This window comes from Micromonospora sp. HB375 (genome assembly GCF_017872985.1).
In the GTDB taxonomy this organism is placed as follows: Bacteria; Actinomycetota; Actinomycetes; order Mycobacteriales; family Micromonosporaceae; genus Micromonospora; species Micromonospora chalcea.
Map to the genome: position 1 here is coordinate 2,470,173 of NZ_JAGGJO010000001.1, position 13,169 is coordinate 2,483,341.

General features: G+C 74.1%; 16 protein-coding genes. 10 read left to right on the forward strand and 6 right to left on the reverse strand.

Annotated features, from left to right (window positions below; genetic code table 11):
* Positions 1-16: 16 nt before the first annotated feature.
* Entirely contained in the window at positions 17-703 is a 687-nt protein-coding gene (gene trmB, locus J3R08_RS11465) for a tRNA (guanosine(46)-N7)-methyltransferase TrmB (protein ID WP_043325070.1), read from the reverse strand.
* Positions 704-782: 79 nt separating this feature from the next.
* Here trmB and J3R08_RS11470 point away from each other — a divergent pair, with 79 nt between their 5' ends.
* Both J3R08_RS11470 and J3R08_RS11475 read left to right on the forward strand, forming a co-directional pair.
* Positions 783-1,364, forward strand: a complete 582-nt coding sequence (locus J3R08_RS11470) for a hypothetical protein (protein WP_043325069.1) — start codon at positions 783-785, stop codon at positions 1,362-1,364.
* 293 nt (positions 1,365-1,657) lie between these two features.
* Entirely contained in the window at positions 1,658-2,407 is a 750-nt protein-coding gene (locus J3R08_RS11475; protein ID WP_370446798.1) for a class F sortase, read from the forward strand.
* A 98-nt stretch (positions 2,408-2,505) separates the two neighbouring features.
* Here the strand turns inward: J3R08_RS11475 and J3R08_RS11480 are convergent, their stop codons facing one another.
* From J3R08_RS11480 to J3R08_RS11490, 3 genes are read right to left on the reverse strand one after another with little or no spacing between them, the layout of a single operon-like run.
* Positions 2,506-2,820, reverse strand: a complete 315-nt coding sequence (locus tag J3R08_RS11480) for an antibiotic biosynthesis monooxygenase (RefSeq protein WP_043325067.1) — start codon at positions 2,818-2,820, stop codon at positions 2,506-2,508.
* 25 nt (positions 2,821-2,845) lie between these two features.
* On the reverse strand, positions 2,846-3,643 hold the full coding sequence (locus tag J3R08_RS11485) for an exodeoxyribonuclease III (RefSeq protein ID WP_043325066.1): 798 nt from the start codon (positions 3,641-3,643) through the stop codon (positions 2,846-2,848).
* A 37-nt stretch (positions 3,644-3,680) separates the two neighbouring features.
* On the reverse strand, positions 3,681-4,601 hold the full coding sequence (locus J3R08_RS11490; RefSeq protein ID WP_209961089.1) for a proteasome assembly chaperone family protein: 921 nt from the start codon (positions 4,599-4,601) through the stop codon (positions 3,681-3,683).
* A gap of 393 nt (positions 4,602-4,994) precedes the next feature.
* Here J3R08_RS11490 and J3R08_RS11495 point away from each other — a divergent pair, with 393 nt between their 5' ends.
* The 3 genes from J3R08_RS11495 to J3R08_RS11505 all read left to right on the forward strand — a co-directional run bounded on the left by J3R08_RS11495 (position 4,995) and on the right by J3R08_RS11505 (position 6,860).
* Entirely contained in the window at positions 4,995-5,840 is an 846-nt protein-coding gene (locus tag J3R08_RS11495; RefSeq protein WP_209961091.1) for a peptidase M23, read from the forward strand.
* Between the two features lie 93 nt (positions 5,841-5,933).
* Positions 5,934-6,080 (forward strand): hypothetical protein, encoded by a 147-nt coding sequence (locus J3R08_RS11500; protein WP_166456378.1) that lies wholly within the window; start codon positions 5,934-5,936, stop codon positions 6,078-6,080.
* A 39-nt stretch (positions 6,081-6,119) separates the two neighbouring features.
* Entirely contained in the window at positions 6,120-6,860 is a 741-nt protein-coding gene (locus tag J3R08_RS11505; RefSeq protein WP_064447511.1) for an EcsC family protein, read from the forward strand.
* Between the two features lie 40 nt (positions 6,861-6,900).
* On the opposite strand, the gene J3R08_RS11510 is transcribed toward J3R08_RS11505, so the two are convergent.
* Positions 6,901-7,743, reverse strand: a complete 843-nt coding sequence (locus tag J3R08_RS11510) for a GDSL-type esterase/lipase family protein (protein WP_209961093.1) — start codon at positions 7,741-7,743, stop codon at positions 6,901-6,903.
* 100 nt (positions 7,744-7,843) lie between these two features.
* Positions 7,844-8,437: an antibiotic biosynthesis monooxygenase gene (locus J3R08_RS11515; protein WP_043325061.1), complete on the reverse strand. Its 594-nt coding sequence runs from the start codon at positions 8,435-8,437 to the stop codon at positions 7,844-7,846.
* A gap of 164 nt (positions 8,438-8,601) precedes the next feature.
* On the opposite strand from J3R08_RS11515, the gene J3R08_RS11520 reads away from it, so the two are divergent.
* Genes J3R08_RS11520 through J3R08_RS11540 form a run of 5 tightly spaced genes read left to right on the forward strand, consistent with a single transcriptional unit; the run spans position 8,602 to position 13,169 of the window.
* Complete coding sequence (locus tag J3R08_RS11520) at positions 8,602-8,865, forward strand: DUF6343 family protein (RefSeq protein ID WP_043325060.1); 264 nt, start codon at positions 8,602-8,604, stop codon at positions 8,863-8,865.
* Positions 8,866-8,877: 12 nt separating this feature from the next.
* Positions 8,878-10,290 (forward strand): NADP-dependent succinic semialdehyde dehydrogenase, encoded by a 1,413-nt coding sequence (locus J3R08_RS11525; protein WP_209961095.1) that lies wholly within the window; start codon positions 8,878-8,880, stop codon positions 10,288-10,290.
* A 32-nt stretch (positions 10,291-10,322) separates the two neighbouring features.
* Entirely contained in the window at positions 10,323-11,297 is a 975-nt protein-coding gene (locus J3R08_RS11530; RefSeq protein ID WP_280841759.1) for a TIGR03885 family FMN-dependent LLM class oxidoreductase, read from the forward strand.
* Between the two features lie 37 nt (positions 11,298-11,334).
* A complete protein-coding gene (locus J3R08_RS11535; protein WP_209961100.1) occupies positions 11,335-12,915 on the forward strand; it encodes a Na+/H+ antiporter in 1,581 nt (526 codons plus the stop codon).
* On the forward strand, positions 12,912-13,169 hold the full coding sequence (locus J3R08_RS11540; protein ID WP_043325056.1) for a UBP-type zinc finger domain-containing protein: 258 nt from the start codon (positions 12,912-12,914) through the stop codon (positions 13,167-13,169). The genes J3R08_RS11535 and J3R08_RS11540 overlap by 4 nt, the downstream gene beginning before the upstream one ends.

Genomic DNA, 13,169 nt, shown 5'->3' on the forward strand with positions numbered 1-13,169 from the left:
GTTCAGCGCAACGGGTTCAGCGCCGCCGGTGGATCAGGTCGAAGACCTCCCGGCCCGCGGTCAGCGCGCGGCGCTCGAACTTCGTCACCGGCCGGTGCGCCGGACGCGGCGCGTAGCCGCCGTGTACGTCGACCAGCTCCGGGTCGGCGGTGAGCGTCTCGCGCATCGACCCGGCGTACTCGGCCCAGTCCGTCGCGCAGTGCAACGTGCCGCCCGGCGCCAGCCGGGACCGCAGCAGCGCCACGTGCGCCGGCTGAATGATCCGCCGCTTGTGGTGGCGTGTCTTCGGCCACGGGTCCGGGAAGAAGACGTGCACCGCGTCCAGGCAGCCCTCCGGCATGGCCCGGACCAGGTCCAGGGCGTCGCCCTCGGCCACCCGTACGTTGTCCAGACCGTGGCGTTCCACCAGGTCGAGCAGGTTGGCGATTCCCGGCGTATGGACCTCGACCGCCAGATAGTGTCGGTCCCGGTCGGCCGCCGCCATGGCGGCGGTGGCGTCGCCCATGCCGGAGCCGATCTCCAGCACCAGCGGCGCCCGCCGTCCGAACAGCGCCGCCGGATCGCACGGCCCGTCGAGGGCGGCGATCCTGAGGCCGTACGCGGGCCAGAGCCGGTCCAGCGCGTCGCGCTGCCGGTCGCTCATCCGCCCGCGACGCGGATGGAAGGTGCGGATGCGGGCGGCGGGAAGGTCGGTGAGGGTCACAACGAGCCGAGCCTAGCCCGGATCGGATGTGATGTGCGGCCGGGGGTGAGAGGATTCATCCCGTACGCCGGGAGGGGTCATGGGGTCGTTCAGGGTACGTGAGGCGCTGCTGGTCGCGGTCGCCGCGTGCGCCGCCCCGCTGGTCGGCGCGCTGCCCGCCCAGGCCGCGCCGCGCGCCGCCGAGCCGGTGCCGGAACAGCCCCCGGCCGACGTGATCTTCGTGGAGGTCACCCCGGGCACCGTGTCGCCCGGCTACCTGGTCGGCATCCGGGCGAGCTGCCGGAACAACACCGTGCCGGCGATCGTCACCTCGGACGCGTTCGGCAAGATCCAGGTGCAGCCGCAGCGCGGCCTGCTCACCGCCACGCCGATGGTGCACGAGCGCACCCGGCCCGGCAACTACCGGGTCAAGCTGGAGTGCCCGGGCGGGGAGACCGCCTCCACCATGCTCCAGGTGGTCAAGCAGGGGCAGCCCACCCGGCAGCCGACCCACCCGCCCAGTCACCTGCCCAGCCGCGGCCCGGCGACCGGGTTCGGCGGCACGGCCGGTCCCGGCCTCGGCGGCCTGCTGGTGCCGGTCGGACTGGCAGTGACCATGGTCGGCGCCGGGCTCGGTGTGGCCGCGTCCCGCCGCCACGCCCGTGGCGCCGCCGGACGCTGAGGCCCGCCATGGCCGAGCACTTCGTCCCGCCGCCCGCCGCATCCCGGCGCTCCGGCTGGCCGTTCGTGGCTCTGCCCCCGCCCGCCGCGCCGCCCACGGGCTCGGCCCGGCCGTCCCGGGCCGGGCCGCCCGCCGACGCCGCCCGGTTCTCCAGGGCTGATCCGGCCGCCGCGCCCCGGACCGGCCCGCGCTCGGGGAGTGGGTCTGCCGCCGAAACAGGTCCGTCCGCCGGGACCGGATCGTCCGCCGGGACCGGGTCGTCTGCCGTGCCGGTCTCCGGGGCGCGGCCGTGGATGCCGCCGCCCGCCGCGTCGCGACCGTGGTATCCGCCGTCGGCCGATCCGCCGGCCCTGCGCCCACGCCCCGCCGGGCCGCCACCGGCATCGCCGGGCGGGCGGGACCGGGGCCGGGGCTCCTGGTCGAAGCCGCTGGCAGTGGTTCTGGTGCTGGTCGGTGTGTTCGCCACCGGGGCCGGGCTGGGGCGCACGGCCGGGCCGTTCGACTTCGCCGACGCGTCGACCGAGTCGAGCGGATCGGGCGGTTCGGGCGCGGCGGCGGCCCCGGCGAGCGCTGCCGCTCCGGCCCGGAAGCCGGCGAGCCGGCCGGTACGCCTGGCGGTGCCGGCCATCAAGGTCAACGCGCCGGTCACCCCGGTCGGGCAGGCGAAGGACGGCTCGGTGGACGTACCGCCGCTGACCGAGCACGACCAGACCGGCTGGTACGACAGGGGAGCGGTGCCCGGCGACCCGGGTCGGGCGATCATCGTGGGCCACGTCGACACCAAGAGCGGCCCGGCCGTGTTCTACCGGCTGCGCTCGCTCAAACCGGGCGCCCGGATCCAGGTGACCCGCGCGGACCGCAGCGTGGTGACGTTCAAGGTGGACAGCGTCGAGTACTTCGACAAGTCGAACCTGCCCGCCGCGCGGGTCTACGGCGACTCAGGTCCGGCCGAGCTGCGCCTGATCACCTGCGGCGGCGAGTGGGTCGGCGGCCGCACCGGCTACCAGGACAACGTGATCGTCTTCGCGTCCCTGGCATCCTGACGGGCCACCGCCCCGGTCGATCATGAGGTTGGCGGTGACAAAACGGACGTCGAGCGCCGCTAACTTCATGATCGACGGAGAAGGGGGATGGGGAGGGGTCAGGGCTTGGCGGGGACCTGCTGGACGACCTCGAACTCCAGCAGGTTCGCGCCGGTGGCGACCGGCTTGCGCGGCTCGCCGCCCTCGGCGTGCGCGGCCCGGGACGGGCCCTGCGCCCACGCCTGGTACGCCTCCTCGCTCTCCCAGCGGGTGTACACGAAGTAGCGGCTCTCCCCGGCGACCGGGCGCAGCAGCTCGAAGCCGAGGAAGCCGGGGGAGTTCTCCACCGCGCCGGCCCGGGCCGCGAACCGCTTCTCCAGCTCCTCGCCGGCGCCGGGCGGGACGTCGATCGCGTTGATCTTCACGACTGCCATACGTCCACCCTAACGAGCCTCGGACTCAGAACGTCTCGACGGCCGGCGTCAGGTCGGCGTCGACCACCACCGGGGCGTGGTCCGAGGGACCCTTGCCCTTGCGGGCCTCCCGATCCACGTACGCGGAGCGGACCGCGCGGGCGAACGGCGCGCTCGCGTACACCAGGTCGATCCGCATGCCCTTGTTCTGGTGGAACATCCCGGCCCGGTAGTCCCAGTACGTGAACGGGTGCGGCCCCTTCATCGGCGTCGGCACCACGTCCTCCAGCCCGAGGTCACGCAGCGCGGCCAGGGCGGCCCGTTCGGCCGGGGTGACGTGGGTGGAGGTGGCGAACAGCGCGGGGTCCCAGACGTCGGCGTCGGTGGGCGCGACGTTGAAGTCGCCGCAGACGGCCACCGGCAGGGGCCCGGCGACCTCCGGTTCCAGGGCGTCGCGCAGCGCCGCGAACCAGGCCAGCTTGTACGCGTAGTGCGGGTCGTCCGGCGTGCGGCCGTTCGGCACGTACACCGACCAGACCCGCAGCCCGTCGCAGGTGGCCGAGATGGCGCGGGCCTCGGGCTCGGGGAAGCCGGGCTCGCCCGGGAAGCCGACCGCCACGTCGGCGAGCCCGACCCGGGACAGGACGGCGACACCGTTCCACCGGCCGTCGCTGTGGCTGGCCACCTCGTAGCCCAGCTCGCCCACCTCGGCGACCGGGAACGCCCCGTCGGGGCACTTGGTCTCCTGCAGGCACACGACGTCGGGTTTCGTGGTGGCCAGCCAGTCGAGCAGCCGGGGCAGGCGGGCCTTCACCGAGTTGACGTTCCAGGTCGCCAGGCGCATGGCCCCAGCCTGCCGCATCGCCGCCCGTCCCGCCGCCTCAGCGCTCCGGGGTGTCGCCGGGGCGGGTCTGCTCGGCCAGGAAGCGCTCCAGCTCGGCGCCGAGCTCGTCGGCCGTGGGCAGCGGACCGGTCTCGCCGGCGAGCAGGCTCTTCTCGCCCCGGCCGCGGGCGAACGCGTCGTACTGCTCCTCCAGCGCCTGCACCAGCGTGGCCGCCTCCTCGGTCTGGGTGACCTGGCGGTCGATCTCCACCCGGACCGCCTCGGCGGCGGTGCGCAGGTCCTCGACCGGCAGCAGCAGGCCGGTGCTGCGGGACACGGCGGACAGCAGCGCCTCGGCGGCGGCCGGGTACTCGGCCTGGGCCACGTAGTGCGGCACGTGCGCGGCGAACCCGAGGGCGTCGCGGCCCTGCTCGCCGAGGCGGTACTCCAGCAGGTGACCGACGCTGGCCGGCACCTGCACCTTCTGCAGCCACGGCTCGTGGCCGGCGATCAGGTCCTTGCGCGTGGCGTGCGCGGTGACGCCGCTGGGCCGGGTGTGCGGCACCGCCATCGGGATCGAGTTGAGCCCGACGGTGAGCCGGACGTCGAGGCGGGCGCAGAGGCCGGCGACGGCGGCCACGAAACGCTCCCACTGCAGGTCCGGCTCGGGGCCGGTGAGCAGCAGGAACGGGGTCTCGTCGTCGTCGCGCAGGAGGTGCAGCTCCAGCGCCGGGGCGTCGTAGTCGGCCCAGTGGTCCTCGACGAACGTCATCACCGGGCGGCGCGAGCGGTAGTCGAAGATCTGGTCGACGTCGAAGCGGGCGACCGTCCGGGCGTCGAGCGAGGTGAGCAGCTGTTCCCGGGCGAGCCGGGTGGCGTTGCCGGCGTCGACGAAGCCGGTGAGCGCCTGGATCAGCACCGGCTGGCCGAGCTCGGGCAGCTCGTCGGTGAGTTCGTAGAGCTCGTGTGGATCGAGCACCGGTGGGGTCCTCCCTGTCGACGCGTACGGGGGAGCGCCGAACGTGCGGTCTCCCCGGTTCGGCAAACGTACCGGGGGGTGTGGTCCATTCCGTTACGGACACCTCTGATGCCCGGATGGTGATCACGATTCGGCTACGCCCCGGTCCGGCGGCCGACATCCGGATCGTCCGAACGGACGAGTTAGTCGATCACCGGGCGGGACCGGGACATCTACGAGGTTCGTGCCGGGAGAGTTTCGGCGCGTGGCCGGCGGGTGATTCGCCGGGTTCCCGAGGTCTGTCGTCGGCTGGGCGCGGCAGGCCGCGAGTGTCCGGCCCGGGTCGGCCGAAGTGTGGCGAGGGCCACTCGACAGGCCTGGGTGATCCCGGTTTGCCCTGCCTAGCCTCGTCGGATGCGTAGCGACGGCACCCTCGACGACCCGTTCGGCCCCGGCCGCCCGGCTGACCGTTCGGACGATACCCCCTCCACCAACCGTTCGACGAGGCTCCAGGGACTCTTCCGGCGTACCCGCTTCTGGGCCCCCATGAACCCCCGGCCCGGCCGGACCAGGCTCGCGGTCGCCACCGGCGCGGCCTGCTGCCTCGGCCTGGTCGGCGTCAGCCAGGCCGGCTTCGGCGCGCCGGAGCGCGCCGCCGCCCCGGCGCCCTCGGCGGAGGTCGCCGAGCGCGCGGAGGCCGACGTCGCCTCCCGCGCGAGCGCCCGCCCGACCACCGCGCCGACCACCGCCGCCCCGTCCGCGCCGGCGAGCCCGAAGGCGACCGCCAAGCCCAAGCCGAAGCCCACGAAGACGGTCCGGCAGATCGTCCCGGTCGCCGGCCTGGACCGGACCCAGATGAACAACGCCAAGAAGATCGTGCAGGCCGGCAAGGAGATGGGCGTGCCGCGCCGGGCCCTGGTCATCGCGGTGGCGACCGCGATGCAGGAGAGCACGCTGCTCAACTACGCCAGCGGCGTGCTGCCCGAGTCGCAGAACTACCCGCACCAGGCCATCGGCTGGGACCACGACTCGGTCGGGCTGTTCCAGCAGCGGCCGAGCAGCGGCTGGGGCACGGTCGAGCAGCTCATGGACCCGGAGTACGCGACGAAGGCGTTCCTGTCCGCGTTGGAGGAGATCCCCGGCTGGCAGGACCTGCCGCTGTCGGTGGCCGCCCAGGCGGTGCAGATCTCGGCGTTCCCGGACGCGTACGCCCAGCACGAGTGGCGGGCCGGCGAGGTGGTGGCCGAGATCCTGGGCTGAGCCGGACGAGTGGTTGCCGAAGGGTCGATTCGGGTATCACGGGGCTTGCCGGTCCCAGGTACACATGAAGGGGACCGCGGGACGGAGGACACCATGTCGCTGATGCAACGGATCACCGCCTTCCTGCGGTCGCCGCGGGGCCAGCAGTTGGTCGACCGCGGCCGGCGTGAGATGTCCAAGCCGGAGAACCAGGCCCGGCTGCGGCAGATCGCGACCCGGCTGCAGTCGCGCCGGCGCTGACCCGCGTCACCCCCGCCGCACGAGCCCCCGGAGCCCTTCGTGACCGACCCCGCCCCCGTCGGGGAGCCCGACGCCGTCCCCGCCGCCCCCGCCCCGCCGGTGGACGCGCCCGAGGCGCCACCGGCCAAGCTCTGGGACCGGATGCGGGAGGACCCGCAGTACGCCCCGGAGCACCTGGCCCTGGAGGCGGTACGCCGGCTCGGGCCGGAGGCCGCGCAGTGGGCGGCCCGGGAACGCGCCCTGCGGCCGGACGCGCCGCCCGAGCAGCTGGCGGACCAGGCGGTCCGCAAGTTCGTCAACCACGCCCGGCTCTCCGGCGCGGTCTCCGGCGCCGCCGGGCTGCCCGGCGCGGTGATCGACGTGGGCGTGCTGGCCTGGACCCAGGCCCGGCTGGTGCTGCACGTGGCGGCCGCGTACGGCGCCGACCCGACGCACGTCGACCGGGCCACCGATCTGCTGGTGCTCCAGCGGGTGCACAAGGCCGCCCAGACCGCCCGCCTGGCGCTCGGGGTGGCCGCCGGCCGGGAGCGGGCCGGCGCGTTGTTCGGCTCTGCCGCCGATCGGGCGCTGGGCCGGGTGATGCTCCAGCTCGGTGTCCGGCTGGCCCGGATGGCCGGGGTACGCGCCGCCAAGCGGATGTTCGCCAAGGTCGTGCCGGGCGCCGCGATCGTGCTCGGCACCTGGGCCAACTCGTCGGCCACGAAGGAACTGGCCGACCGTACGCGCGCCCTCTACCGGGCCGGTGGTCCCCGGCCGCTTCCCGGCCCGCGTCAGCCCTGACCCTCCTCGGCCCCGGGCCCGTCCGTCCGGCCCGCGCCGGTCAGCTCGCCCAGCCGGACGCGTTCCAGGCCACCTCGGCCAGCCGGCCCTGCCCGGCCGCGTTCGGGTGGAACCAGTCCAGCGCGTTCACCTGGTCCAGCGTGAAGCGGTGACGGTGCACCGCGCCGCCGTCCCAGCGGCAGCGTGACCCGTACGCCCGGCAGGCGGCACGCAGTTGTCCGTCGTACGCCTCGATCCGGTCCCGGACGCGGGCCCGGCGGGCCACCGCGGCGGGCGCGGTCGACGTGGCGTCTGCGAGCAGCGCCGGGCAGACGCCACGCGACCAGGCCCGCACGGCGCGGGGCTCGGTGTGCCCGATCTGCCAGAGCCGGTGCAGGTCCGGGATGCTGACCATCAGCACCCGGGCCTTCGGCCGGCCCTCGCGCAACACGCCGAGCGCCGCGTCGACCTGATCGCGGAACGTGGCGACGGGCGTCATGTCGTCGACGTCGCCCCGGCAGGCGTCGTTCGCGCCGATCAGCACGGTGACCAGGTCGGCCTTGTCGCGTACCGCCGACCGGGCCTGGCCGGTCAGCGCGGACGCGCGGGCCCCGGGCACGGCCCGGTTGTACGCCCGCAGCCCCGGCGCGTCGGCGCGCAGCCGCCGGTAGACGCTCTCCACCCGCAGGCCGTCCCCGGTCGACCAGGAGTTGCGTTCGCAGCTCACCAGCACCAGGCAGGAGCCGTAGCCGGTGCTGACCGAGTCGCCGAGCGCGACCAGCACCCGGGGCTCGCCGGGGCGGGGCGTGCCGGAGGGCCGGGGCGACGCCTCGCCGGAGCCGTCACAGGCGAGCGCGACGAGCGCCGCCAGGCAGGCCAGCGCGGCGATCCAGCGTCGAGGCATGGGTTCCCCCGTCGGGCGGCGGCAACGGGCGCGTCGACCCTATGCCCCGGCGGGGTCCCGGAAGCGGTTCTGTCGGCTATCAGGCATAGACCACTGTCGTTCACATCTGTCGGGTCGGCGCAGGCCGGCCGTGCAGCCACCGGTGCAGCAGGCGGGTGATCCGGGGCAGCACCAGGTAGGTCATCAGCGGGGTGAGCACGAGCGTCATCAGCAGCGTCCGCCCGGCCAGCGGCACGTCGGCGAGGAACCGGGCGGTCAGCAGCGTGGCGGCCAGGCTCAGCGGGAAGAACGCCAGCCAGATCGTGACCGCCTGCTTCCAGCGCGGCGGCGCGGCCGGCTCCGGCTCGCCGAACGTCTCGACCACGTGGTCCACCGGCGGGTCGAACCAGCCCTCGATGCCGGTGCGCCGCTCGACCCGGGTGTGCTCGACGATGCCCTGCGCCGAGCTGAGCCACCAGCGCCGCTGCGGCGAGTCCTCCCAGCCGCGCAGCGTGTCCGCGTCGGCGAAGCGGTACATCACGTGCCACTCGCCGGAACCGGGGGCGCTGCGGACGAAACCGGCGCCGAGGAAGCCCGGGAAGCTCTCCGCGAGCGCCGTACCGGCCCGCATCCACGCCACCACCTCGTCGGTACGCGCGGGGTCGGCGCGCCGGGACACGGCGACGGTCACGGGTACGGCCTGCGTCGTGGTCATGCCATCCTCTCCACCGGCCCGCGGGATCTCCGCCGGAAACCGGCACCCCGAAGTAACGCACCCGCCCGCAGCGCGCATCCGGCGACCGCCCGCCGGGTGTCCCGGATCACCGGCGTTCCCGCGCCGGCCGGTTATCCCCGCCCGTGCCGGGGTAGGCCCCAGGAATGACCCGATCACAACCCCGGCGCGCCCGCGGCACGGTCGGCCACGCGAACAGCGCCCTGAACCTGCGGCTCGTGCTGGCGACGTTCGGTCTGGTCGTGATGACCGTCTTCGCGGTGCTCGCATTCGCCGCCGGCATCGCCTGGCTGGGCGTGGTCTGCGCGCTGCTCGCCGTGGTGGCGGTGGTCGACCTGGTCGTGATTCAGCGCCGCCGCGCCGCGCGCCGCCGGGAGGAGCCGGGCGTGCGGCACTCGCTGTTCGAGTGACAGGAGGACGACATGCCCATCGCCACCACCAATCCCGCCACCGGACAGGTGCTCAAGACGTACGACGCGATGTCGGACGAGCAGATCGACGCCGCGATCGAGCGGGCCGACCTGGCCTTCCGGCAGTTGCGTGAGACCACCATCGCGCAGCGGGCCCGGTGGCTCACCGCCGCCGCCGACCGGCTCGACGCCGAGCGCGACGAGACGGCCCGGCTGATGACCACCGAGATGGGCAAGACGTACGCCGCCGCGAAGGCGGAGGTCACCAAGTGCGCCGCCGCCTGCCGCTTCTACGCCGACAACGCGCCGGCGATGCTCGCCGACGAGCCGGCCGACGCCGTCGCGGTCAAGGCCAGGCGGGCGTACGTGCGCTACCAGCCGATCGGCCCGGTGCTCGCGGTGATGCCGTGGAACTTCCCGCTGTGGCAGGTCATGCGCTTCGCCGCCCCGGCCCTGATGGCGGGCAACACCGGCCTGCTCAAGCACGCCTCGAACGTGCCGCAGACCGCGCTCTACCTGGAGGACCTGTTCCGGCGGGCCGGGTTCCCCGAGGGCGCGTTCACCACGCTGCTGGTCGGCTCCGACTCGGTCGACCGGATCCTCAGCGACCCCCGGGTACGCGCCGCCACGCTCACCGGCAGCGAGCCGGCCGGCCGGTCCATCGCCCAGATCGCCGGGCGGGAGATCAAGAAGACGGTGCTGGAGCTGGGCGGCAGCGACCCGTTCGTGGTGATGCCCTCGGCCGACCTGGACACCGCCGCCGAGGTGGCCACCACCGCCCGCTGCCAGAACAACGGTCAGTCCTGCATCGCCGCGAAGCGGTTCATCGTGCACACCGACGTGTTCGACGCGTTCGCCGAGAAGTTCGCCGCCCGGATGGCGGCGCTGCGCGTCGGCGACCCGATGGACGACGGCACCGACGTCGGCCCGCTGGCCAGCGAGCGTGGCCGCGACGAGGTGCACGCCCAGGTCACCGACGCGGTGGACCAGGGCGCGACGGTGCTCTGCGGCGGTGAGAAGCCGGCCGGCGACGGCTGGTACTACCCGCCGACCGTGGTCACCGACCTGCGCCCGGAGATGCGGATGTGGTCCGAGGAGGTGTTCGGGCCGGTCGCCGGGCTCTACCGGGTCGGCTCGTACGACGAGGCGATCGAAGTGGCCAACGGCACCAGCTTCGGCCTCGGCTCCAACGCCTGGACCAACGACCCGGCCGAGCAGGAGCGCTTCGCCGTCGACCTTGACGCCGGCAACGTGTTCGTCAACGGGATGACCACGTCCTATCCGGAGCTGCCGTTCGGCGGCGTGAAGAACTCCGGGTACGGCCGCGAGCTGTCCGCCGCCGGCATGCGCGAGTTCTGCAACACCAAGACCGTGTGGATCGGCGAGGGCCAGGCCGGCGCGGGCGCCGGCGCGCACTCCGAGTAGACGCGATTGGCCGGACGCCGTCACGGGTAGGAGTGCCCACCATGACGGCGTTCGGCTTCCACGCATCCCACGAGCAGATCCACCCGGCCCGGCTGCTGGAGGCGGTGATCCACGCCGAGCGCGCCGGCTTCGACGCGGCCATGTGCTCCGACCACTTCTCGCCGTGGAGCGAGCGGCAGGGCCAGTCCGGGTTCGCCTGGTCCTGGCTCGGGTCCGCGCTCCAGGCCACGAACCTGTCCTTCGGCGTGGTGAACGCGCCCGGCCAGCGCTACCACCCGGCGATCATCGCGCAGGCCATCGGCACGCTCGGCGCCATGTACCCGGGCCGGTTCTGGGCCGCGCTGGGCACCGGCGAGGCGGCGAACGAGCACATCACCGGCGAGGTCTGGCCGCGCAAGGACGTCCGCTCCGCGCGGCTGCGCGAGTGCGTCGACGTGATCCGGGCGCTGCTGGCCGGCGAGGAGGTCAGCCACGACGGCCTCGTCACAGTGGACCGGGCGAAGCTGTGGACCCGGCCGGAGGAGCCGCCCGCGCTGGTCGGCGCCGCGGTCAGCGTCGCCACCGCACGCTGGTGCGCCGAGTGGGCGGACGGGCTGATCACCGTCAACGCGCCGGTCGAGCACCTGCGCCGGATGATCGACGCCTACCGGGGCGCGGGCGGACGCGGCCCGCTGCACCTGCAGGTGCACGTGAGCTGGGCGCCCGAGCAGGCCGAGGCCGAGGTGATCGCGTACGACCAGTGGCGCAGCAACGTGTTCGCGCCGCCGGTGTGCTGGGACCTGGAGACCCCCGAGCACTTCGACGTGGCGAGCGCCGACGTGCCGATGTCGACGGTCGCCGAGACCGTGAACGTCTCCGCCGACCTGGGCCGGCACATCGGCTGGCTGGAGGAGTACGTGGCGCTGGGCTTCGACCAGATCGCGCTGCACCACGTCGGGCAGGAGCAGCGCGCGTTCATCGACACGTTCGGCGCGGAGGTGCTGCCGAAGCTGCGCTCCGCCGCCTGATCACACATCGACGCCGCGGCGCATAGGCTCGACGCTCGTGGATGCTCTGTTCGAGGTAGTGGTCTTCCTGGCCATCGCCACGTTCGGCGCGGCGCTGGCCCGCAAGCTCGGCCTGCTCGCGCCGATCCTGCTCGTGGTGCTCGGTCTCGCGCTGTCCTTCCTGCCGTTCTTCCCGCACGTGCGGCTGGACCCGGACCTGGTGCTGGTGGGCATCCTGCCGCCGCTGCTGTACGTGGCGGCGGTGGAGACGTCGGTGCCGGCGTTCCGGCTCAACCTGCGGCCGATCCTGCTGCTCGCCGTCGGGCTGGTCATCTTCACCGCGTTCGTGGTGGGCACCGTCGTGCACTGGTTCCTGCCCCAGCTGCCGTACGCGATCTGCCTGGCGCTGGGCGCGGTGGTGGCGCCGCCGGACGCGGTCGCCGCCACCGCGGTGGCCCGCCGGGTCGGCCTGCCCCGGCGGATCGTCACCATCCTGGAGGGCGAGAGCCTGGTCAACGACGCCACCGCGCTGGTGCTGCTGCGGGTCGCGATCGTCGCGGCGACCGCCACCACCGGCGGCGTCGGGTTCGGCGACGTGGCCCGGGAGGTGGTGGTCGCGGCCGGAGGCGGCGTCCTGGTCGGCCTGCTCGGCGTGGTGGTCTTCGGCTTCCTGCACAAACGCGCCACCGACCCGGTGCTGGACAACGCGCTGTCGCTGATCGTGCCGTTCGCCGTGGTGTTCGCCGCCGAGGAGATCCACGCCTCCGGGGTGGTCGCGGTGGTGGTGACCGGCCTCGGCATCGGGCACAAGCTGCCGACGCTCATGTCGGCCGCCTCCCGCCTGCAGGTGACGGCGTTCTGGCGGCTGATCCGGTTTCTCCTCGAAGGACTGGTGTTCCTGCTGGTGGGCCTGCAGCTGCCGGAGGTGGTACGCGACCTGGAGGAGCCGCTCGGCTCGATCGCCGCGATCACCGCCGCGGTGCTGGCCGCCGTCTTCCTGGCCCGGTTCGTCTGGGTCTTCCCGGCCACCTACCTGGCCCGGCTGGTGCCGCGGGTACGCCGGCGCGATCCCGCGCCGCCGGTGCAGTTCCCGGTCGTCATCGGCTGGGCCGGCATGCGCGGCGTGGTGACGCTGGCCGCCGCGCTGGGTCTGCCGCTCACCCTCGCCGGCGACACGCCGTACCCGCGCGCGCTGCTGATCTGGCTGGCGTTCGCGGTGATCGTGGCGACGCTGGTCGGGCAGGGCGCCACGCTGCCGTGGCTGGCCCGGCGGCTGCGGCTGCCGCCGGACGACCCGGTACAGGACGCGCTGTCCGCCGCCGGGGTGCAGCAGCGGGCCAGCCGGGCGGCCCGGGAACGCCTCGACGAACTGGCCGAGGGCGCGCCGGAAGCGGTGGTGGAACGCCTGCGCGGGCTGACCACCACCCGGGCCAACCTGGCCTGGGAACGGCTCGGCGGCACCGAACGGGAAACCCCCTCCCAGGCGTACGCGCGCCTGCGACAGGAGATGATCGACGCCGAGCGGGAGGTGTTCCGGGCCGCCCGCGACTCCGGCCAGATCCCGGAGGAGGTGCTCACCCGCGCCTATCGTGACCTGGATCTGGAGGAGTCACTGCTGCGACAGGAGGTCGTCGAATGAGCTGCCGGCACCTGGCCGAGGCGGGCACGGCCGAGCCCGCCACCACCACCGAGTGCCCGGACTGCGTGGCGATCGGCAACCCGGACTGGGTGCACCTGCGCGCCTGCCTGACCTGCGGGCACGTGGGCTGCTGCGACTCGTCGCCGTACCAGCACGCCACGAAGCACTTCGAGTCGGCCGGGCATCCGGTGATGCGGTCGGTCCAGCCGGGGGAGTCGTGGCGCTGGTGCTTCGTGGACGAGGAGATCGGCTGA

Excerpts from the sequence above, each read along its gene's own strand:
- J3R08_RS11470 (WP_043325069.1), top strand. The coding sequence starts at position 783 with ATGGGGTCGTTCAGGGTACGTGAGGCGCTGCTGGTCGCGGTCGCCGCG.
- J3R08_RS11475 (WP_370446798.1), top strand. The coding sequence starts at position 1,658 with ATGCCGCCGCCCGCCGCGTCGCGACCGTGGTATCCGCCGTCGGCCGAT.
- J3R08_RS11480 (WP_043325067.1), bottom strand. The coding sequence starts at position 2,820 with ATGGCAGTCGTGAAGATCAACGCGATCGACGTCCCGCCCGGCGCCGGC.
- J3R08_RS11485 (WP_043325066.1), bottom strand. The coding sequence starts at position 3,643 with ATGCGCCTGGCGACCTGGAACGTCAACTCGGTGAAGGCCCGCCTGCCC.
- J3R08_RS11495 (WP_209961091.1), top strand. The coding sequence starts at position 4,995 with ATGCGTAGCGACGGCACCCTCGACGACCCGTTCGGCCCCGGCCGCCCG.
- J3R08_RS11500 (WP_166456378.1), top strand. The coding sequence starts at position 5,934 with ATGTCGCTGATGCAACGGATCACCGCCTTCCTGCGGTCGCCGCGGGGC.
- J3R08_RS11510 (WP_209961093.1), bottom strand. The coding sequence starts at position 7,743 with ATGCCTCGACGCTGGATCGCCGCGCTGGCCTGCCTGGCGGCGCTCGTC.
- J3R08_RS11515 (WP_043325061.1), bottom strand. The coding sequence starts at position 8,437 with ATGACCACGACGCAGGCCGTACCCGTGACCGTCGCCGTGTCCCGGCGC.
- J3R08_RS11520 (WP_043325060.1), top strand. The coding sequence starts at position 8,602 with ATGACCCGATCACAACCCCGGCGCGCCCGCGGCACGGTCGGCCACGCG.
- J3R08_RS11525 (WP_209961095.1), top strand. The coding sequence starts at position 8,878 with ATGCCCATCGCCACCACCAATCCCGCCACCGGACAGGTGCTCAAGACG.
- J3R08_RS11540 (WP_043325056.1), top strand. The coding sequence starts at position 12,912 with ATGAGCTGCCGGCACCTGGCCGAGGCGGGCACGGCCGAGCCCGCCACC.